The organism is Staphylococcus simulans (genome assembly GCF_002902285.1).
Lineage (GTDB): Bacteria > Bacillota > Bacilli > Staphylococcales > Staphylococcaceae > Staphylococcus > Staphylococcus simulans.
On record NZ_PPRU01000026.1, the window covers coordinates 21,034 to 42,682 of the forward strand.

A 21,649-nucleotide genomic window follows, 5' to 3' on the forward strand; every position below is an offset into this window, starting at 1 on the left:
ATATAGGTTTTAAAAGCGTAGTAATAGTAGTAGGGGCTGTGGATAAGTGGATAACCGAGTTAAAACCTTGTCACACAAAGTTATACACATGTGGATAAACTGTGTATGGTGTGTACAACTTTTACACATTGTCCACAATGACGATTTAGTCCACTGTATTATAACAGCTTCGATTTCTCACTTATTTTTACCCGAATTGCTAGTAAAATTATTTAAATGTTTACTGATTTCGAATTTCTTTCTCCAAATTTTCAACTTCTTGTTTGAAAATCGGATCTTTTTCCATATCTACCCGAATTGTTCTATGAGCATGAATCACAGTTGTATGATCACGTCCCCCGAACTCTTCTCCGATTTTAGGAAGGGAGAAATCTGTAAGTTCGCGTGATAGATACATCGCGATTTGACGCGGATAGGCAATGGATTTCGTACGTTTTTTCGCAATGAAATCTTCTTGGCGTACATTGTAATATTGACCGACTACTTTTTGAATATCTTGAATTGTGATTTTCTTAGATTTCGGTGTTTGAATAATATCTTTTAGTGCTTCAGCAGTCAGTTCAGTCGTAATCGGTTCACCTTGTAATCTTGAATAGGCGATGACACGTGTTAATGCACCTTCTAATTCACGAATGTTCGACTGAATTTGATTTGCGATATAGGTTAAAGATTCTAATGGAATATCCACATCTTCTTCCTCTAATTTTTTCTGCAGAATAGCCATTCTTGTTTCATAATCAGGCGGTGTGATATCAACGATCAAGCCCCATTCGAAGCGTGAACGTAGGCGATCTTCTAATTTCGAAATTTCCTTTGGTGGTCGGTCACTTGAAATCACAATTTGTTTTTCTGCTTGGTGTAAGTCATTGAAAGTATGGAAGAATTCTTCTTGTGTTTGTTCTTTGTTTTGAATGAATTGAATATCATCAATCAATAGAACATCAATGTTTCTGTATTTTTCACGGAATTGTTCCGTTTCGTTATCACGAATAGATTTAATAAATTCATTCGTGAATTTTTCACTTGATGTGTAGATAACTTTCGCATCTTTATTATTTTGTAGAACATAATGACCGATAGCATGCATCAAGTGAGTTTTGCCTAAACCTACGCCTCCGTAGATGAAGAGTGGGTTGTAAGCTTTTGCGGGTGCTTCCGCGACTGCAAGACTTGCAGCATGAGGGAAGCGGTTCCCAGGTCCGATAACAAAAGTTTCGAATGTGTTGTGTGCGTTAAATTGATCTTCGCTGCTGCTTAGGAAACCAGGAGTTTCCGTTTCTTTTTCTGGTTGCTTGTCTTTTTGATCGTCTTTAAGTTTTTTATCAGCTGTTAAATCGCTTTGAATGACAAATCGAGGTTTAAGCGGCGTTCCAATCGCTTTTTCGAATAAATTTTCTACAATATCCATGTATTGCTTCTTTAGAAAATTTTGAATGAAGTTATCTTCGACTAAAATAATCGCTTCAGAATCTTCGATGTCGATCAGCTTTGTTTTTGGAGGCTCAAACCAAGTTGAGTAACTGACTTCTGCCAATTCGCTTTTAGCTAATTCAAGAACTTTTTCCCAAATTTCTTCTTTTGACATATAAACTCCATCTTTCTTTAAAATTTTTTTGACTTATACACAAAATCACACCCCGTGGATAACTTTCCACACAGGCTGTTAATAATTATCCACAAGTTAATCACAATCGGTGGATAACTTTATTTAATTTTGCGTTATACACAGAAAAAATGTTGATAATTGTAAGTTGTAAACCGTTTATTTATCAAACCTTACAAGACTTATCCACACAATTATACTTATTAACAAATCTACCTGTCAAACTCTTGTGGATATGTGGTTTTTATGTGCAAACGTCTGTGTATAGTAACATAATTATCCACAGAATGTCACTGTTCATCTGTGAATAAGTGGATAACTTTTTGAATATATCTCACTTAAAATGTACTTGCTTTATAAGGTTGAATTTGTTATATTTTAGTAGTTGCTTGAATTATGACTAAGATATTGATAATTGAACTAAGTAAGGTAAGCCTTTTGATATAGATGCTTAACCTTTCGCAGACACCGTAGAAATACTTCGGTGATACTTGGTAGAAGGCTGTAATATCTCGGTTATATTAGATGAGGCTGTAGATGCAGATCTTTTCCAAGACTCTCATCACATTGTTAAGATGAGAAAGCGACTATAAATGAAGATAGATTCGATATGGAGGTGTTTTTACATGGTAAAACGTACTTATCAACCAAATAAACGTAAACACAGTAAAGTTCATGGTTTCAGAAAACGCATGAGCACTAAAAATGGCCGTAAAGTATTAGCGCGTCGTCGTCGCAAAGGCCGTAAAGTTTTATCAGCATAAGATCACTGACCTATCAGTGGTCTTTTTTTTGCTTTCATGCAGGTAAAAAAGATACACGGGTTGGAAAATACAGTTCTGATTCTTTACACTAGAACTTAATGATAGGGTAGGGGAGCAGCAAGAATAGAAAAATAAGTGAGTGATGGAAGTGGAAAAAGCATATCGCATTAAAAGAAATAGCGATTTTCAAACGATTTATAGAAGAGGAAAGTCATTCGCAAATCGCCAATTTGTCGTTTATGTCATGCCAGATAAAAATTTGACTCATTTTCAATTAGGAATCAGTGTTTCTAAAAAACTCGGCAATGCAGTGACACGCAATCGTATTAAAAGGGCAATCAGAGAAAACTTTAAAGTACATAAAGAAGATATGATTGCGAAAAAGATTATTGTTATTGCAAGACAACCTGCAAAAGATATGACTGTACTGGAAATTCAAAAAAGTTTAGAGCATGTACTTAAAATTGCAAAATTATTCAATAAGAGAATAAAGTAGACTAATCGAAGTCTTATATCAGACAAACGTCAGTCTAACCTCCATAGAATTCGAACACATATGTGGCAATTTACAATAAAAGTCATTACAATTATAGAGTTAGAAATTTAAGTAGAGGAGGCGAAGCAGCATGTTGGATTTAGATACAATTACCAGTATTTCTACTCCGATGGGAGAGGGTGCGATTGGTATTGTCCGTTTATCAGGAAGTCGTGCAATCGAAATCACTGATAAACTCTATAAAGGAAAGAAACCATTAGCTGAAGTAGATTCGCATACAATTAATTATGGACATATTGTCGATCCTGATACGAATGAAGTAGTAGAAGAAGTAATGGTATCCGTGCTGCGTGCACCAAAAACATTTACAAGAGAAGATATCGTAGAAATTAACTGTCACGGCGGAATCTTAACGATTAATCGTGTATTAGAACTTACAATGACGGCTGGTGCTAGAATGGCTGAACCTGGGGAGTATACAAAACGTGCATTCTTAAATGGCCGTATTGACTTATCTCAAGCTGAAGCAGTCATGGATTTCATTCGTTCTAAGACAGACCGAGCGTCTAAAGTTGCGATGAATCAGATTGAAGGACGTTTAAGTGATATGATCAAGCGTCAACGTCAATCTATTTTAGAAATCCTAGCACAGGTTGAAGTGAATATTGATTACCCAGAATATGACGATGTAGAAGATGCGACAACTGAATTCTTATTAGAGAAATCAGAAGAAATCAAATCAGAAATCGATCGTCTTTTAGCAACAGGTACACAGGGTAAAATCATGAGAGAAGGACTTTCGACAGTTATAGTCGGTAAGCCTAACGTCGGTAAGTCTTCTATGTTGAATAACTTAATTCAAGACAATAAAGCGATTGTGACAGAAGTTGCGGGTACTACACGGGATGTCTTAGAAGAATACGTCAATGTGCGTGGTGTACCACTTCGTCTCGTCGACACAGCAGGCATCCGTGAGACTGAGGACATTGTAGAAAAAATCGGTGTGGAACGTTCACGCAAAGCTTTAAGTGAAGCAGATTTAATCTTATTTGTCTTAAACTACAATGAAGCATTAACAGAAGAAGATGTTAAATTATATGAAGTCATCAAGAATGAAGATGCGATTGTGATTGTGAATAAAACAGATTTAGAACAACATCTTGATTTAGATGAAGTTCGTGATATGGTCGGAGATATGCCAGTCATTGAAACATCTATGTTAAAACAAGAAGGCATTGATCAATTAGAAGAACAAATTCGTGACTTGTTCTTCGGCGGTGAAGTTCAAAACCAAGATATGACTTACGTTTCAAACTCAAGACACATTTCATTGCTGAAACAAGCACGTCACTCGATACAAGATGCAATAGATGCAGCAGAAGCTGGTATTCCTATGGATATGGTTCAAATTGATTTAACTAGAACTTGGGAGATTTTAGGAGAGATTATCGGTGCTTCTGCAAGCGACGAATTGATTGACCAGTTATTCAGTCAGTTCTGTCTCGGAAAATAAAAAGGAGGACAAAGTATGGCTTTGGATTATGATGTAATTGTCATCGGTGCTGGGCATGCCGGTATTGAAGCAGGACTTGCTTCTGCACGACGCGGCGCCAACACATTGATGCTGACAATTAATTTAGATAACGTTGGTTTTATGCCATGTAACCCATCAGTAGGGGGACCAGCTAAAGGGATTGTTGTTCGTGAAATCGACGCACTCGGCGGTCAAATGGCTAAAACAATCGATAGAACGCATATTCAAATGCGTATGTTGAATACAGGTAAAGGACCTGCAGTACGTGCATTACGTGCACAAGCAGATAAAGCTTTATACCAACGTGAAATGAAACGTGTATTAGAAGATGAAGAAAACTTGCATATCATGCAAGGAATGGTAGATGAATTAATTATTGAAGATGACGAAATTAAAGGTGTGCGTACGAATATTGGTACAGAATACCGTTCAAAAGCCGTTATCGTCACAACAGGTACATTCTTACGCGGTGAAATTATTTTAGGTAACTTGAAATATTCAAGTGGCCCTAATCACCAATTACCATCTATTACACTAGCGGATAACTTACGTGAACTTGGTTTTGAAGTCGTACGTTTCAAAACAGGTACACCGCCACGTGTAAACTCAAAAACGATTGATTATGATAAAACAGAAATTCAACCAGGTGACGATGTAGGACGTGCATTCAGTTTCGATACAACTGAATATATCTTAGATCAATTACCATGCTGGTTAACTTATACAAATGATAAGACACACCAAGTGATCGATGACAACTTACATCTGTCAGCGATGTACTCAGGTATGATTAAAGGTAAAGGGCCACGTTACTGTCCATCTATTGAAGATAAATACGTGCGTTTCCATGATAAACCACGTCACCAATTATTCTTAGAACCAGAAGGTCGTGACACGAACGAAGTATATGTTCAAGGTCTTTCAACAAGTTTGCCAGAACATGTACAACGTGAAATGCTTCAAACGATTCCTGGCTTAGAAAAAGCAGATATGATGCGTGCGGGTTATGCGATTGAATATGATGCGTTAGTACCGACACAATTATGGCCGACACTTGAAACTAAGAAAATCAAAAACTTATACACTGCAGGTCAAATTAACGGAACTTCAGGTTATGAAGAAGCGGCTGGCCAAGGTTTAATGGCGGGTATCAATGCGGCAGGACGTGTGTTAGGCACAGGCGAAAAAGTATTAAGTCGTTCTGATGCTTATATTGGTGTCTTAATTGATGACTTGATTACAAAAGGTACGAATGAACCATACCGTCTCTTAACATCACGTGCAGAATATCGTTTATTATTACGTCACGATAATGCAGACCTACGTTTGACTGACCTAGGTCATGAATTAGGCTTGATTTCAGAAGAACGTTACGCGCGTTTCAATGAAAAACGTGATCAAATCCAAGCTGAAATTGATCGTTTATCTAACATTCGTATTAAACCGAATGAACACACACAATCTGTGATTAAATCACGTAACGGTTCTCCATTAAAAGACGGTATCTTAGCGATTGAATTACTACGTCGTCCAGAAATGGATTACCAAGCAATCCTTGATATCTTAGAAGAAGAACATCAAATTCCAGCTGACGTTGAAGAACAAGTTGAAATTCAAACGAAATATGAAGGTTATATCAATAAATCATTACAGCAAGTAGAAAAAGTAAAACGTATGGAACAGAAGAAAATTCCACACGACTTGGACTATAGTAAAATTGACAGCTTAGCAAGTGAAGCACGTGAAAAATTAGCAGAAGTTAAACCATTAAACATTGCACAAGCGTCACGTATTTCAGGCGTTAACCCTGCTGATATTTCAATTTTACTGATTTATCTAGAACAAGGTAAGCTTGAAAGGGTGAAATAAATGAGTGTTGAATGGTTGGCTGACAAGCTAGAAACACACGGCATTACATTGAACGACCAACAAAAACAACAGTTTCAAACTTATTATGAAATGCTTGTAGAGTGGAATGAAAAAATGAACTTAACAAGCATTACAGATGAATCAGAAGTATATTTGAAACACTTCTATGATTCAATTACAGCCGCATTTTATGTGGATATGACAAAAGAACTCAGTATCTGTGATGTAGGTGCTGGTGCTGGGTTCCCAAGTATCCCGTTAAAAATTGTCTTTCCACAGCTGAAAGTGACAATTGTAGATTCGTTGAATAAACGTATCCAATTCCTAAATCATCTTGCCGATGCTTTAGGGTTACAAGGTGTCAGCTTTGTACATGAGCGTGCAGAGAACTTTGGGAATACCCGTGGAGACAACCGGGAGTCTTATGACATTGTGACAGCACGTGCAGTTGCACGTCTGACAGTGTTAAGTGAGTTATGCTTGCCGTTAGTGAAAACAGGCGGTCATTTCGTAGCGATGAAATCTTCTAAAGGTGAAGAAGAGTTAGAAGAAGCACGCTTTGCGATTGGGGTCTTCGGCGGCAGAGTTGAAGCGATCGAAACTTTTGAATTGCCTGAAGATGCAGGTGAGCGTCAAATTATTATCATTGAAAAGCGTAGTAAAACGCCTAAAAAGTATCCGAGAAAAGCCGGAACGCCTAACAAATCTCCTTTACTAAAATAAAAATAAATATTAGTATATAATTATATTTAGAGGGAGAGATTGCGGAATGAAAAAGCCTTTTTCTAAACTATTCGGTTTAACAAATAAAGATGAAGAAATGACAGGCGCTACTGAAGATGAACGCAATAATCATGTTGAATCAATTCAAATTGAAAAGATTGTGCCGAACCGCTATCAACCAAGACAAGTCTTTGATCAAAGCAAGATTAATGAACTTGCGGAATCCATCCAAGAACATGGATTGCTACAACCGATTGTGGTACGACCGATTGAAGAAGGAATGTATGAAATCATAGCTGGGGAACGTCGCTTCAGAGCTATGAGCAGTATTCATATGGCTTATGCAGATGTGATTATTCGTGATATGACGGATGAAGAAACAGCAGTCGTCGCTTTAATAGAAAATATTCAACGTGAGAATCTATCAGCAGTTGAAGAAGCGGAAGCCTATCAGAAACTGTTAGAGCTTGGAGACACAACACAAAGTGAATTAGCACAAAGTGTTGGTAAAAGCCAAAGCTTTATCGCAAACAAATTGCGTTTACTGAAACTTGCTCCTAAAGTGCTTGCGAAACTTTCAGAAGGTAAGATTACAGAACGTCACGCACGTGCTTTGTTAAGTTTATCTCACGAAGAACAAGAAGAAATGGTCCAAATTATTATTGATCAACACTTGAACGTGAAACAAACAGAAGCGAGAGTCAAAGCCAAAGTAGGACCTGAAAAAGTTAAAGCAGTGCCGCTTCAATTCGCCAAAGATTTGACGAAAGCACGCGAAACACTACAAAACAGCTTTGAAACTATCGAACAAAGCGGTATCCGTGTCGAACAAAAAGAACGCGACCACGATGATTATTTAGAAATTAAAATCAGAGTATATAAACGTTAACAACCATTCGCCTCGTTGCGAGTGGTTTTTTCATGCTTTCTTTTAATTCAGGACAATATGTGTCCCGTACCTTCTATATAATGAAATTATATATTCAAATATACAAAGAGGAGCAAGCTATCTATGAAATTTAAACATGTATTGACTACCGCTGCAGCACTTTCAATTTTACTAGCAGGTTGCGGCTCAAATGAAAAACAAGAAGATACGCAAAAACACGAAGAAAAAGACAAAGCAAACCATCAAAAAACAGAGAAAAAAGAAAACACACAACATGAACAAACATCAAAACATGAAAAATCACATACTCATAAACAAACGACAGAACAAGCTATCAGCCAGCTGACACCACAAGAAAAGGTCGCTTTAGCGTTATATGCACCTAAAACAGCTGAATTTACAGTGACAGCGAATGAATTATTAAACCATAGCTATGTTCAAAATGGAAATGGAGGTTCGCGACAACGAGAAATTCAGCAATTAACACTTTATACAGGTAGTTCTGAAATCGTAACAAATAAACCTCAAAATATGGTAATTTATGGCACAACTAACTCTAAAGGTCCATTTGCGGCAGTTATTGGTGTGAGTGATACACAAGTGTTGGTATCAGGAACACAAGGTATCAATCCATATCAACAATTAGCAAACATGGGAGCAGTTTATAATCTTAAAGATCTATATATACAATACAAAGATGAACCGAACTTTAAACAAGTAGCAAATTTAATCCGAATCACAAATCAAGATGCACAATCAGCAGCACAAGAAAGCAACAGTAATTCTAGCTCTGAAAGTCATTCATCTTCTTCTGAAGATAAAGTCACACGTGAAAATGTCATTGATAAAGTAGAAGAATATGAAGGTCACAAACTAGATACAAGCACGTATACGTATAAAGAACCTGAACAAAAGAGTGATGGAAGCTGGGGCTTCTCATTTGTAGATAAATCAGGTGATTTAGCAGGCTCATACATTGTGAATGCGGATGGTTCAGTTGAGAAATTTGATTCAAAAGGCCAACCTGAATAAAGAATATTGACTCTACGGCTTTCATTGAGCTGTAGAGTTTTTCATTTTAACTTAAATTGATAAATGTCAGAATTTTTAGTACAATAGAAGTCATTAAAACTTATCTAGAGAAGTAGAGGGAATTGGCCCGATGACACTTCAGCAACAGAAGATCCAGGCATTGAATCTGACTGTGCTACATCCAACAAGTATAACTTGAAAGATAGGTGCCATATACATAGAAAGCTATATGTCGCTTATAGGTGATATATAGCTTTTTTAATAGGCGCATCAAACAAAGGGGGAACTTAAATGGTGATTTCAAGAAGATTAGCGAAGATACCAGATAGTTATTTCGGAAAAACAATGGGGAGAAAGATAGAACATGGTCCGCTTCCTCTCATCAATATGGCAGTAGGCATCCCAGATGGGGAAACACCTAAAGGCATTGTCGATGAATTTGCGAACGCATTACGTGTGCCTGAAAACCAAAAGTACGGTGCGTTTCATGGTAAAGAAAGCTTTAAGCAAGCAATTGTTGATTTCTATAAACGACAATATAATGTTGAATTGGATAAAGATGATGAAGTCTGTATTTTATATGGCACAAAGAATGGATTAGTAGGTTTGCCGAATTGTATTGTTAACCCTGAAGATTACGTTTTATTGCCAGATCCAGGTTATACAGATTACCTAGCAGGGGTGTTGTTCGCAGATGCGAAACCTTATGCGTTAGAGTTAGAACCACCATATTATCAACCTGACTTTGATAAAGTGCCAGGGGAAGTCTTAAGTCAGACTAAATTGATTTATTTAACGTATCCTAATAACCCGACTGGATCAACTGTTACACAAGATGTCTTTGATGATGTAGTTCAAAAGTTCAGAGGTACACAAACGAAAATTGTACATGATTTTGCCTATGCAGCGTTCGGTTTTGACCATAAAAATCCGAGTATCCTACAGACAGCTGGAGGCAAAGAAGTCGCAATCGAGGTGTATTCACTTTCTAAAGGCTATAATATGTCTGGCTATCGTGTCGGTTTCGCAGTCGGCAACAAAGATGTGATTCAAGCTTTGAAGAAATATCATACACATCACCATGCGGGTATGTTTGGTGCGCTTCAAGATGCGGCGACATTTGCGCTTAACAACTATGATTATTTCTTAGATAAACAAAGTGAAGTCTTTAAAGCACGTCGCGATCGTTTCACTGCGATTTTAGATGAAGGAAACATCCCTTATGAACCGATGACAGGTGGCATCTTCTTATGGTTGAAAGCACCAAAAGGATATGACGGAGAACAATTTGTGGAATTCTTACTTCAAGATCAATCTATTTTAGTGGCGCCAGGTATTCCATTTGGTGAAAATGGACGTCATTATGTAAGGGTGTCTCTTGCGTTAGAGGATGAGCAATTAGATGAAGCGGCGAAGCGGTTGAAATCACTTAGTGCGATGTACAAAGAATAATCTTTTATTTAAGTAGTGAATAAAATCCCTCATAACGTTATCATAGAGATGTTTATACGTATATTATTGATTATAAAATTTTTCAAAAGGTGTTAAATGTTAGTGTAGAAAAAAACACTCAGAAGTCTATGCGAAGAAGACTGAGTGTAAAAATGTTAGGCGTATGGTCTAAGCCATATTCTACCTAGGCTTATGAGATAGTCGATTGTGCTCTAACACAATCGGCTATTATTTATTATCTTTTTAAACAAAAATGAAGCACTGAATATAAAGTTTTTTGTTCACGGGGTGGTGGGACATGTACTTTATATTCAGTGATTTTTTATAAGTAGTAAAAAGGAGTATAGTGATTACCCATTATCGGGAGAGTGGGTAATCGGAATTTACTTACTATTTTGTATCGGGTTCAAAATAGTAACGTTTATGAAAAGAATTGTTCTTATCGGGTTAAGAACAGTGGCGATTCATTGCCCCAATTCCTGTGGACCCAGGGCAATGTAGCCAACTTTTATTGTATTTATTCATAACTTTTAAAGGAGTTTCGTTTTTAAGATTTAATAATGGCTGCATGTCATGGATAATCGCGGGTCCATGACTATGCGTTTGGCTTAATCGCAAATGCACGGACCGGGAATCCTGGCGCATCTGCCGGTTTTGGACATATTGTATAAATCACTGCGCCTCGTTCTGGGAGGCGGTCTAAATTCGTTAGGAGCTCAATTTGGTACGTGTCTTGTCCGAGTACATAACGTTCACCGATTAAGTCGCCGTGTTTTGCGACATCGACTGAAGCGTCTGTATCGAATGTTTCATGACCGACTGAACGTACACCGCGTTCTTCAAGTAAGAATTGTAATGCATCGAGTGACCATCCGGGTGCGTGAGGGTTACCTTCAGCATCTTTATTCTCAAATTGCTCCACATTCGGCCAACGGTGTGACCAATCACTGCGGAATGCGACGAACGTATCAGGTTCGATTCGGCCATGTTGTGCTTCCCACTCAAGTAAATGATCGCGAGTTAAACGGAAATCGGGGTTTTCCGCAACTTCTTTAGAGTAATCAAGTACGATAAGCGGTAACACTAATTCTTTCAAATCTAATTCATGTAAATATCTTCTGTTTTCGACAAAGTGGATGGGGGCATCGATATGTGTGCCGTATTGTGTGGCAACACTCCATCTTTGTACAAAATAACCATCTTCTGCAACGGTACTGATTGTATCAATATATGCAGCTTCTAATGCGCTGAAATGTGGGCTGTCTGTGTCAAAGGTATGGGTTAAATCGACCCATTCACTTTCTTTTAGACTTTTCAGCTGATCCCATAAAGGATAACTCATTATAAACACCTCATGACTGCTTAAAATTGTGTAGGGCTGATATAAGTGTATTCACGAGTGAGTTTTAAGACTGCGGGCTCACTCGTAAACCACTCATGACAAGTGAATTAAGCTGTTTCTTGTCCTTCTTTGTTTCTTAATTTTTTAACTGCTGAAACTAATACTGTTAATGCTTCTTTTACTTGATCTTCGTTACGTGTTTTCAAACCGCAGTCTGGGTTAACCCAGAATAATGAACGGTCGATTTCTTGTAAACCACGGTTGATTGCGACTGTGATTTCTTCTTCAGTCGGGATACGTGGACTGTGGATATCATATACACCTAATCCGATACCTAAATCATACGTTACATCCTCGAAGTCTTTGATTAAAGCACCATGGCTGCGTGATGTTTCGATTGAGATAACATCTGCATCCAAGTCGTGGATAGTATGGATGATTTCGCCGAATTGAGAATAGCACATATGCGTATGGATTTGCGTCGCATCTGACACTGAAGATGTTGCTAAGCGGAATGAACGTAACGCTTGTTTCAAGTATTCTTCATGGTATTCAGAGCGTAATGGTAAACCTTCACGTAATGCTGGTTCATCTACTTGGATAATTTTAATGCCTGCATCTTCTAATGCTAAAACTTCTTCGTTGATAGCTAAAGCGATTTGGTCTTGTACTTCATGGCGTGGGATGTCTACACGTTCGAATGACCAGTTTAAGATAGTTACAGGACCAGTCAACATACCTTTTACAGGGTGGTCAGTTAAGCTTTGCGCATAAGCTGTTTCTTCCACTGTGATTGGTTTAGTCCATTTAACATCTCCATAGATAACTGGTGGTTTAACAGCACGAGATCCGTATGATTGAACCCAACCGTATTTTGTAACTAAGAAGCCTTGTAAACGTTCACCGAAGAACTCAACCATGTCATTACGTTCGAACTCACCATGTACAAATACATCTAAGCCGATATCTTCTTGGATTTGAATCCAGCGTGCGATTTCATCGCGTAAGAATTGGTTATATTCTTCATCACTGATACGTTGGTTTTTCCAGTCAGCACGTTTTTTACGAACTTCTTTCGTTTGTGGGAATGAACCAATTGTAGTTGTTGGTAATTCTGGTAATTTTAAGCGTGCATCTTGAACTTTTTTACGTTCAGGGAATGCTGACTCACGTTGTGTACGTACGCTGTCAAAGTCGTATTCAAGGTTTTTGAATGCTTGGTTTTGGAAGCGCTCGTAAGCTGCTTTTAATTTATCGTATTTTTCGCTGTCGCCGTTGTTGATAACACGTTTTAAAGCGTCTAATTCGTCTAATTTTTCAGTTGCGAAGCTTAAACCTTCTTCAATTGATTCATCTAATTCTTCATCGTCTAATGAAACAGGAACATGAAGTAATGAAGATGATGGTTGGATAACTAACTCATCAGTATAATTTTCTAAAGTTTCAATCAATTCTTTTTTTGCTTCGATATCTGCAGCCCATACATTACGGCCATCAATAATACCTGCGTATAATGCTTTGTCTTTAGATAATTTGCCTGCTTTGATTTGTTCAAGGTTTTTACCACCGTCATGTACGAAGTCTAAACCGAAACCTTTAACAGGTAAGCTATTCACAAAGTCTAAATCTACATGTTCGAAATAAGTTTGGATGACTAATTTATCAGCTAACCCAGCTTTATCGAAGTATTCATAGACGTGACGTGTAACGTCTTGTAATTGTTCTGCATCATCAGTTACTAATACAGGTTCGTCGATTTGAATGTATTCAGCACCTGCATCAACAAGTGATTGTAATACTTCTTTGTATAATGGAAGCAATGCTTCAACTTTCTCTTCAAATGTTTGATCACCGCCGCGTGATAATTGAACGAATGTTACAGGACCTAAAATCACTGGGTGTGCATTTACGTTTAATTGTTTAGCGAATTCGAAACGTTCTAATAAAACGTTGCGGTTTAATTTAGGTTCTACGTTGTCCCATTCAGGTACGATGTAGTGATAGTTTGTGTTGAACCATTTAATTAAGGCACTTGCGACATTTTCTTTTGTACCACGTGCGATATTGAATAATAAATCATCGTTGACTTCTTGACCTTGGAAACGTTCTGGGATGATGTTGAATAATAATGATACGTCTAATACGTGGTCATATAATGAGAAGTCTCCAACAGGTACGCTGTCGATACTGTAGTGTTTTTGTAATAATAAGTTTTCTTTATGCAGGTCGTTTAATGTTGTTGTTAATTCATCATAGTTTGTTTTACCTGCCCAGTAACTTTCGATTGCTTTCTTCCATTCTCTCTTGCGTCCTAAACGTGGGAATCCGATATTAGCTGTTGTAATTGTCATATTATTGCCTCCTGATTTTTTGCAGTTTGTTTTTTAAAGTAATGTGTAAGTTCGAGTGAAAAGTCTACTTGTTCAAATGGTGTAATGATATAGAGTCCATTAAAGTGTTTGATAACTTCATCTATCAATTTGCGACAGATGCGCAAGCTCAGTTCTTTGGTTTTTTGTTTATCATCTTTAACCGCTTCGAACTGATCTAATATTTCATCTGGCAATGAAATGCCAGGGACTTCATTGTGTAAGAATGTTGCATTTCTATAACTTGTTATTGGCATGATACCGATAAAGAATGGGGTATCAAGATGTGCTGTCTTTTCAGCAATTTCTTGAATACGCTCGACAGTGTAGACAGGCTGTGTAATGAAGTAACTCATACCGCAGTCTACTTTTTTGTCTAAGCGTTTCACCGCTGCTTCCATCTTGCGGACGTTCGGGTTGAACGCACCGGCAATATTGAAGTTCGTTTTCGTTTTCAATGCGCCGCCGTCAATATTAAGTCCTTGGTTGAAACGAACAGCGAGTTCAGTTAAACCTCTTGAATTTACATCATAAACATTCGTCGCACCTGGCAGATGCCCCACCTTAGATGGGTCACCTGTAATCGCGAGTATCTCGTTAATACCAAGCAGTGATAAGCCGAGTAAGTGAGATTGTAAACCGATTAAGTTCCTGTCTCTGCAGGTAATGTGGACCAGCGGTTCAATGTTGTAATTCTGCTTAATAATACTAGCTGCTGCGATGTTGCTAACGCGTACCGTTGCGAGTGAGTTATCTGCAAGTGTGATAGCGTCGACTTTCGCTTTGTCTAGTTTTGTGACATTCGCAAAGAATTTCGTTGTATCTAAGTGCTTTGGTGTATCTAGTTCAACGATGACTGTCGGACCAGCTTTGACTTTAGTCGTTAAGTTATTCTTTTTGACCGGAATAGAAGGGTAATTACTTTTTCTTCTGATCGGAATAACTTTCTTTTCTAAAGTTGGTTTTAAACCTTCAACCGCTTGCTTGATGAAGCGGATATGTTCAGGTGTAGTACCGCAACAACCGCCGATTAAGTGTACGCCTTCTTTCACTAGCGTTTCAGCTATCTTACCGAAGTAAGAAGCGTTGTCGCTGTAGTGAATCGTAGAATCTTCAAAGTCTAAGAGACTTGCGTTCGGGTAACATGAGAGAATCGCATGTTGCGGAATCTCAATATGTGTGAAAGATTGTTGCATATGGTGCGGACCGTGATGGCAATTCAAGCCGATAACGTCTGCGCCTTCTGCTTCAACTTGTTTAAGTGCTTCGTTAATTTCTGTTCCATCTTGCAAGTAGTTGGTGCTTGAAGCAGTTAACTGTGCGATAACTGGAATATTGTACTTTTTCTTCGTCGCTCTGATCACCTGCAAGAGTTCGTTTAAATCGTAATAAGTTTCAAAGAGGAGTGCGTCAACACCCTCGTCAATCAGTGTTTCAATTTGAATATCTGTGTGATACAAAATCGTCGATAGCGACAAGTCATTTTGTTTCACGCCTTTAAAACCTCCGACAGTTCCTAAAATAAACGTGTCTTCATTGGCTGCTTGTTTCGCTATTCTGACACCGGCACGTGTTATGTCTCTTACTTGGTGTTCTAATCCGAAAGCTTGAAGCTTTTCGAAGTTAGCACCGTAAGTATTGGTTTGAATGACATCCGCACCAGCTTCAATGTAAGATCGATGAATTTGTTCGATTTTCTTTGGATGTGTAAGATTATATGCTTCAGGGCAAGTATCGATCCCTTCAGAGTAGAGAATCGTTCCTATTGCACCGTCAGCTACTAATACGTTCTTGCTCAAAGTTTGTAGAAACCGGCTCATAGTATGCTTCCTCCAATGCTGCTTCAAAATCTGCAATCAACTCGTCTGGGTCTTCTAAGCCCACACTCAGTCTCAAGAGATCGAACGTAATTCCGCGTTCGTTACGCACATCTTCTGGAACAGAAGCATGTGACATTGTGGCTGGATGAGAGACGATAGTTTGAATACCGCCTAGGCTGACTGCGATTTGCGGTATTTTTAATGCTTTCGCAAATGTCGGTACCTTTTCTGCTTCGCTTAATCTGAAGCCAAGTACTGCACCGCCATTTTCAGCTTGGCGTTGATTGATTTCATCATTTCCTGGGTAATATACATCAGTAATTTCAGGACGTGATTTTAAGAATTCAACAATCTTTTCAGTGTTTTTCACTGATTGATTCCATCGTACATAAAGCGTTTTAAGATGCTTTGTCAGTGTCCAGCTGTCTTGAGCTGATAATCCGCTTCCTAAAGTGTTTTGTAAGAATTGTAATGATTCTGCAACTTCCGCGTTGTTTGTTACAACTGCCCCTGCAATTAAGTCACTGTGGCCGCTTAAGAATTTAGTGGCACTATGAATCACAATGTCAGCACCTAAATGCAATGGCTTTTGTGATAGGGGTGTTAAGAATGTATTGTCGACTGAAACAAGGATATTATGTTTCTTTGCGACATCCGCAATGGCTTGAATATCTGTCACTTTAAATAATGGATTTGACGGTGTTTCCAGATGAATTAGTTTCGTATTTTCCTGAATCGCTTGTTCAACTGCTAATGGGTTTGTCGTATCTACTGCTGTGACTTCGATATTAAATCCTGGTAAAACATGTTCGCATAAGCGGTATGTCCCACCGTAAACATCATTCGGAATAATTAAGTGATCTCCTGATTTCAGTAAGAAGAAAACTGCTGAAATTGCTCCGATTCCTGAGTTATAAGCGATACCGTACTCGGCATCTTCAAGTGCTGCAAGCTTTTCTTCTAACAATGCTCGGTTCGGGTGGCCTGATCTTGCGTAATCGTAAGGGACCTCTGAACCAATCAATGCTGTCGGGAAAGTCGATGAGTCATAAAGTGGCGGGTTGGCTGCTAAAATGTGCGGGAATTGATGATACTTAATTAAATTTGTTTCTGATGATAGTGACATACATATACACTCCTTTAGTTATTGAGATTGCTTTTGGCTGCGGAAGTTCTGGAACTAAGGAGGGAAGCTGACCACGAAAAAAAGCTTCCGTCCTTTAAACCCGAAAAAAGATTCGGATGTAAAGGACGAAAGCTTGAGCTTCGCGGTACCACCTTAATTCGCTGCTTTATTGCTAAAGCAACCTCTTCCAGTACGCTAAATCTGTTCATGGCAGCTACTGAAGGTCGGTTCCGTTATATGTATCAGCTGTTGCTGTAAATAACAATAACGTGTGCGTCATTCCAGTACGCCATTATGCAAAAATGTTAATACTGTAGCGCTATAACGGGCGCCCCCGTTGATGCCTCATATCGACACCACCACTCCAAGGCCATTTTCAAACTTTCTTTCTGTGCTTCCTTTCAGCGGACAGAAGCTCTCTGTGTCAGCAGTGTAAGTTCTACTTTCCTTATTATCGTGTTTCAAGACGATATTCAATTGTTTCTCTTTCGTGTTGAAAGGTTTGTTTTTTGTTGATGACCACATTGTATATTGGTTCTGTTTTGTTTGTCAACAGAATTTTCAGAATAGTAGGTTTTTACTGACAATTAAAAACGAGAGAAACATAAGCGTATCAAGGGTTGGACGTTGCTGAAAAATTTTTAAAATTTTTTTGAATCAAGCCATTTTTCAGTCATTATTTTTCAATTTAAGAATGAAAATTCCTTTATTGCATTCATGATTTTCCTTACAATAAGAGAGGAGCAAAAATTAAAAATGTAACACTATTTTAGTGACGAAAGTGAGGTGACTGGAACGTGCGTGACATAACAAATGAGAACGATGGACATGTAGAATATATCGATTTAGATGCAATTCGGCCAAACCCTTATCAGCCTAGAAAACATTTTGATCAAGAAAAATTAGCAGATCTCGCAGCTTCTATTCGTGAACATGGCGTCTTACAACCGATTATCTTACGCAAAACGGTGCAAGGTTACCATATTGTCGTAGGTGAACGCCGTTTCAGAGCCTCTCATTTAGCAGGCTTGAACTCAGTACCAGCGATAGTCAAAGAGATGTCTGATGCTGAGATGATGGAACTCGCCATTATAGAGAACCTGCAGCGGGAAGATTTGAATGCGATTGAAGAAGCGGAAAGTTATCGTAAGCTGATGGATGATTTACATATCACACAAAAAGAGGTGGCTGAACGTTTAGGTAAATCCCGTCCTTATATCGCGAATATGTTGCGATTGTTGAATTTACCGCCTGCTGTCGCCGAGTGGGTAAAAGACGGCAAATTATCAGGTGCGCATGGTCGCACATTATTAATACTAAAAGACGAGACCAAAATGAAACAAATCGCTAAACAAGTCATGAAAGAAGAGTGGAGTGTGCGTTACTTAGAAAAATACATTGCAGAGCTGACTTCACCTACTTCAGAAGATGATGCTAAGAAAAAGACAAAGAAACCGCGCATGATTGAACGGCAGGAACGCTTGCTTAAAGAGCGCTTTGGTACCAATGTAGCGATCACAACTAAGCGAAATAAAGGACAAATCACTTTTGAATTCAAATCAGAAGAAGAATTTAAGCGTTTGATTCAACAATTACACAGTGAAACATAAGAAATTATGTTGTATTCATGGTAAAATATATAATTGTTGTGAAATGACAGGAGGACGAACTTTTGAATACGTTTTGGAATACAATGCAAGGTGTTTTCAACTCACTCGTTGAGCCGTTTACAAAGCCTGAAACGTACGCAATGATACTCAACAAGCTCATCATGATTGTCATCTACGTAGTCGTTGCGATGATTATTATCAACTTAGTCAATAAGTCGATTGATCAGTTCTTTAAACTACAAAACCGCAATGCACATGGTAGAAAACGATCTCATACATTAAGTGCGATGTTGAAGAATATTGTGCGTTATGTCGTATGGTTTATTGTATTAACAACGATATTAGGTAAATTCGGAATTAGTGTCACAGGATTATTAGCCGGAGCTGGTGTAGTCGGTTTAGCAATCGGCTTTGGTGCACAAACCATTGTTAAAGACATCATCACAGGGTTCTTTATTATATTTGAGAATCAATTTGATGTGGGAGATTATGTTAAAATCAACTTGAACGGTGCACCTATCACAGAAGGTACAGTTCAATCTATCGGTATCCGCTCAACACGTATACATGCGTATACAGGAGAGTTGACCGTGTTGCCGAACAGTGTAATGTCAGAGATTACCAACTTCTCAATCAGTAACGGTAAAGCATTGATAGAAGTACCGATTGCGATGGAAGAGAATGTCGATAAGGTAGAAAGTAAGCTGAAAGACTTCTTAGAATCCTTACATTCCAATTACTTTATCTTTGTCTCAAAACCTGAAATTCTTGGTATCGAGGATTTAACAGGTAATGCTTATATAATGAAAATAGCGGCAGAAACAACACCGAATAATACTGTGCCAGGCGCTCGTATCTTACGTAAAGAGGTTGCGAATTTCTTGAATCAAGAAGGAATTAAATCACCAACCCCTATTATGATGCAGTTTAATGGACAAAAATCTCAGTAATAAGAATTCATAATGATGGAGGATTGTAAATGGCAGCTCAGTATGGTCTGAATGACATTGTGGAGATGAAAAAGGCGCATGCTTGTGGCGCAAACCGATTTAAAATAATTCGTATGGGTGCAGATATCAGAATTAAATGCGAACATTGCAATCGAAGTATTATGATGCCTCGTACAGAGTTTAATAAAAAATTAAAGAAAATACTTGTATCACATGATATACAAGAGAAGGAGAATGACTAATGGCTTTAACAGCTGGTATCGTAGGCTTACCAAACGTCGGAAAGTCTACATTATTTAACGCAATTACAAAAGCGGGTGCACTTGCGGCGAACTACCCGTTCGCTACAATCGACCCGAACGTCGGGATTGTAGAAGTTCCGGATTCACGTTTAGATGCTTTAGCAGATATCGTTAATCCTAAAAAAGTACTTCCTACAACATTCGAATTCACTGATATTGCAGGGATTGTTAAAGGTGCTTCAAAAGGTGAAGGTCTAGGAAACAAATTCTTATCTCATATCCGTGAAGTAGATGCAATCTGCCAAGTAGTTCGTGCATTCGATGATGATAACGTGACACACGTATCTGGTCGTGTAGATCCACTAGATGATATTGAAGTTATCAATATGGAATTAGTACTTGCAGATTTAGAATCTGTAGATAAACGCTTACCACGTCTTGAAAAAATGGCACGTCAAAAAGATAAAGATGCGTTGAATGAAGTACGCATTTTAGAACGTATTAAAGAAGCATTAGAAAACGGCGAACCGATTCGCAGCTTAGAGTTCAATGAAGAAGATGCGAAATATGTGAAACAAGCACAATTATTAACATCAAAACCAATGATTTATATCGCAAACGTTGGTGAAGATGAAGTGAATGAAGCGGACAACGAAAAAGTTCAAACAATTAAAGAATACGCTGACAAAGAAGGTTCAGAAGTTATTGTCATCAGTGCGAAAATTGAAGAAGAAATTGCGACATTAGATGACGAAGATAAAGACATGTTCTTAGAAGACTTAGGAATCGAAGAACCTGGCTTGAACCGTTTAATCCGTAGCACATACAACTTGTTAGGTCTTGCGACATACTTCACAGCAGGTGTACAAGAAGTACGTGCTTGGACATTCAAAAAAGGTATGACTGCCCCACAATGTGCGGGTATCATCCACACTGACTTTGAACGCGGCTTCATCCGTGCAGAAGTAACAAGTTATGACGACTATGTTGAAAATAACGGTGAACAAGGTGCGAAAGAAGCAGGTAAAATGCGTTTAGAAGGTAAAGAATACATCATGCAAGACGGCGATGTTGTTCACTTCAGATTCAACGTATAATTAAGTAAATAAACAACTAACTAAAAAACACGCGCTTAACAAAGCATATGATTATGCTAAGTTGAGGGCGTGTTTTTTGGCTCTATACTATTTAGGACTGGTGATAATCACTAGTCCTATTTTGATACAAAAAAAGCGCAATTATCTCTATAATTAGAAGTATCCTACAACCAATAATTAAGGAGATAATGCGCCTATGTTTAATACTATATCAATAACGCTTGGAATTAAAGATAAATATATGATTTTTGAGGATAATATTAAGAAAAAGAATTAAAAATAATAGATTTCTTTGGTTTACTGCGCTAAATTAATCAATTCTCTTAAATGATATGAAACGTCTACTGAGATAGAAAACAGAGAAGGGATGTTTTAAGTATGGTGTTATTTCCTAGCAGTATTTTTCTATGGATACTAGGAAAATTATTTCGACAAGTACCGCCAGATGATATTAATCATTTTTGGGGATTTCGAACAAGAAAGTCTAAGAAAAATAAAGAGAATTGGATGCTGGCTCAAAAAGAGTATGGTGAACAGTCTACAAAGGTATTTATGTATACGGTGTTCGCTTCATTCTTTTGGCTATTGGCTGATATAGTATTCTTATTTTTAGACAATGACACATTCATGATTGTCTCAGTGTTACTCCAATCTATCGTATTATTAGGATTATTATTGGTGTTGTATCTCAACGTTAATAACAAATTAGAATAAATAATTCTCAAAACACG

General features: G+C 38.0%; 18 protein-coding genes, 1 riboswitch and 1 other annotated feature. Of the genes, 13 read left to right on the forward strand and 5 right to left on the reverse strand.

Annotated features, from left to right (window positions below):
- Positions 1-220: 220 nt before the first annotated feature.
- Positions 221-1,585 carry a chromosomal replication initiator protein DnaA gene (dnaA, locus tag CD112_RS07175; protein WP_002480296.1) on the reverse strand — a complete coding sequence of 455 codons (1,365 nt, stop codon included), beginning with the start codon at positions 1,583-1,585 and terminating at the stop codon, positions 221-223.
- Positions 1,586-2,229: 644 nt separating this feature from the next.
- Between dnaA and rpmH the strand changes: the two genes are divergently transcribed.
- The 8 genes from rpmH (at position 2,230) to CD112_RS07215 (ending at position 10,362) form a co-directional block, all read left to right on the forward strand.
- Positions 2,230-2,367 carry a 50S ribosomal protein L34 gene (gene rpmH / locus CD112_RS07180; RefSeq protein ID WP_000240855.1) on the forward strand — a complete coding sequence of 46 codons (138 nt, stop codon included), beginning with the start codon at positions 2,230-2,232 and terminating at the stop codon, positions 2,365-2,367.
- Positions 2,368-2,509: 142 nt separating this feature from the next.
- The gene (rnpA, locus tag CD112_RS07185; RefSeq protein ID WP_023014874.1) at positions 2,510-2,863 is read left to right on the forward strand and encodes a ribonuclease P protein component; all 354 of its coding nucleotides are present in this window, start codon (positions 2,510-2,512) and stop codon (positions 2,861-2,863) included.
- Between the two features lie 133 nt (positions 2,864-2,996).
- Complete coding sequence (gene mnmE / locus CD112_RS07190; protein ID WP_096754688.1) at positions 2,997-4,376, forward strand: tRNA uridine-5-carboxymethylaminomethyl(34) synthesis GTPase MnmE; 1,380 nt, start codon at positions 2,997-2,999, stop codon at positions 4,374-4,376.
- Between the two features lie 15 nt (positions 4,377-4,391).
- Entirely contained in the window at positions 4,392-6,266 is a 1,875-nt protein-coding gene (mnmG, locus tag CD112_RS07195) for a tRNA uridine-5-carboxymethylaminomethyl(34) synthesis enzyme MnmG (protein WP_002480299.1), read from the forward strand.
- The gene (rsmG, locus tag CD112_RS07200; RefSeq protein WP_060803761.1) at positions 6,267-6,989 is read left to right on the forward strand and encodes a 16S rRNA (guanine(527)-N(7))-methyltransferase RsmG; all 723 of its coding nucleotides are present in this window, start codon (positions 6,267-6,269) and stop codon (positions 6,987-6,989) included. It abuts the gene before it with no gap.
- Between the two features lie 46 nt (positions 6,990-7,035).
- On the forward strand, positions 7,036-7,878 hold the full coding sequence (gene noc, locus CD112_RS07205; protein ID WP_023014877.1) for a nucleoid occlusion protein: 843 nt from the start codon (positions 7,036-7,038) through the stop codon (positions 7,876-7,878).
- Positions 7,879-8,001: 123 nt separating this feature from the next.
- Positions 8,002-8,910 carry a hypothetical protein gene (locus CD112_RS07210; protein ID WP_103364073.1) on the forward strand — a complete coding sequence of 303 codons (909 nt, stop codon included), beginning with the start codon at positions 8,002-8,004 and terminating at the stop codon, positions 8,908-8,910.
- A 97-nt stretch (positions 8,911-9,007) separates the two neighbouring features.
- A riboswitch (SAM riboswitch) is annotated at positions 9,008-9,119 on the forward strand.
- A gap of 82 nt (positions 9,120-9,201) precedes the next feature.
- Positions 9,202-10,362 carry an aminotransferase class I/II-fold pyridoxal phosphate-dependent enzyme gene (locus CD112_RS07215; RefSeq protein WP_057510716.1) on the forward strand — a complete coding sequence of 387 codons (1,161 nt, stop codon included), beginning with the start codon at positions 9,202-9,204 and terminating at the stop codon, positions 10,360-10,362.
- Positions 10,363-10,957: 595 nt separating this feature from the next.
- On the opposite strand, the gene CD112_RS07220 is transcribed toward CD112_RS07215, so the two are convergent.
- The 4 genes from CD112_RS07220 to CD112_RS07235 all read right to left on the reverse strand — a co-directional run bounded on the left by CD112_RS07220 (position 10,958) and on the right by CD112_RS07235 (position 17,019).
- Complete coding sequence (locus CD112_RS07220) at positions 10,958-11,707, reverse strand: cyclase family protein (protein ID WP_031262359.1); 750 nt, start codon at positions 11,705-11,707, stop codon at positions 10,958-10,960.
- A gap of 104 nt (positions 11,708-11,811) precedes the next feature.
- Positions 11,812-14,055: a 5-methyltetrahydropteroyltriglutamate--homocysteine S-methyltransferase gene (gene metE / locus CD112_RS07225; protein WP_023014882.1), complete on the reverse strand. Its 2,244-nt coding sequence runs from the start codon at positions 14,053-14,055 to the stop codon at positions 11,812-11,814.
- The gene (locus CD112_RS07230; protein WP_031262361.1) at positions 14,052-15,893 is read right to left on the reverse strand and encodes a bifunctional homocysteine S-methyltransferase/methylenetetrahydrofolate reductase; all 1,842 of its coding nucleotides are present in this window, start codon (positions 15,891-15,893) and stop codon (positions 14,052-14,054) included. The genes metE and CD112_RS07230 overlap by 4 nt, the downstream gene beginning before the upstream one ends.
- The gene (locus CD112_RS07235; RefSeq protein WP_002480308.1) at positions 15,847-17,019 is read right to left on the reverse strand and encodes a trans-sulfuration enzyme family protein; all 1,173 of its coding nucleotides are present in this window, start codon (positions 17,017-17,019) and stop codon (positions 15,847-15,849) included. Before CD112_RS07235 ends, CD112_RS07230 begins: the two co-directional genes overlap by 47 nt.
- A 118-nt stretch (positions 17,020-17,137) precedes the next feature.
- Positions 17,138-17,483, reverse strand: a binding site (T-box leader).
- Between the two features lie 333 nt (positions 17,484-17,816).
- On the opposite strand from CD112_RS07235, the gene CD112_RS07240 reads away from it, so the two are divergent.
- The 5 genes from CD112_RS07240 (at position 17,817) to CD112_RS07260 (ending at position 21,632) form a co-directional block, all read left to right on the forward strand.
- Positions 17,817-18,629, forward strand: coding sequence for a ParB/RepB/Spo0J family partition protein (locus tag CD112_RS07240; protein WP_103364074.1), 813 nt, complete (start codon positions 17,817-17,819; stop codon positions 18,627-18,629).
- A gap of 83 nt (positions 18,630-18,712) precedes the next feature.
- A complete protein-coding gene (locus tag CD112_RS07245; protein ID WP_031262363.1) occupies positions 18,713-19,579 on the forward strand; it encodes a mechanosensitive ion channel family protein in 867 nt (288 codons plus the stop codon).
- A 29-nt stretch (positions 19,580-19,608) separates the two neighbouring features.
- Complete coding sequence (locus CD112_RS07250; RefSeq protein ID WP_103364075.1) at positions 19,609-19,821, forward strand: DUF951 domain-containing protein; 213 nt, start codon at positions 19,609-19,611, stop codon at positions 19,819-19,821.
- A complete protein-coding gene (gene ychF, locus CD112_RS07255; protein ID WP_002480312.1) occupies positions 19,821-20,918 on the forward strand; it encodes a redox-regulated ATPase YchF in 1,098 nt (365 codons plus the stop codon). The genes CD112_RS07250 and ychF overlap by 1 nt, the downstream gene beginning before the upstream one ends.
- A 378-nt stretch (positions 20,919-21,296) precedes the next feature.
- A complete protein-coding gene (locus CD112_RS07260) occupies positions 21,297-21,632 on the forward strand; it encodes an SdpI family protein (protein ID WP_057510722.1) in 336 nt (111 codons plus the stop codon).
- Positions 21,633-21,649: the final 17 nt, after the last annotated feature.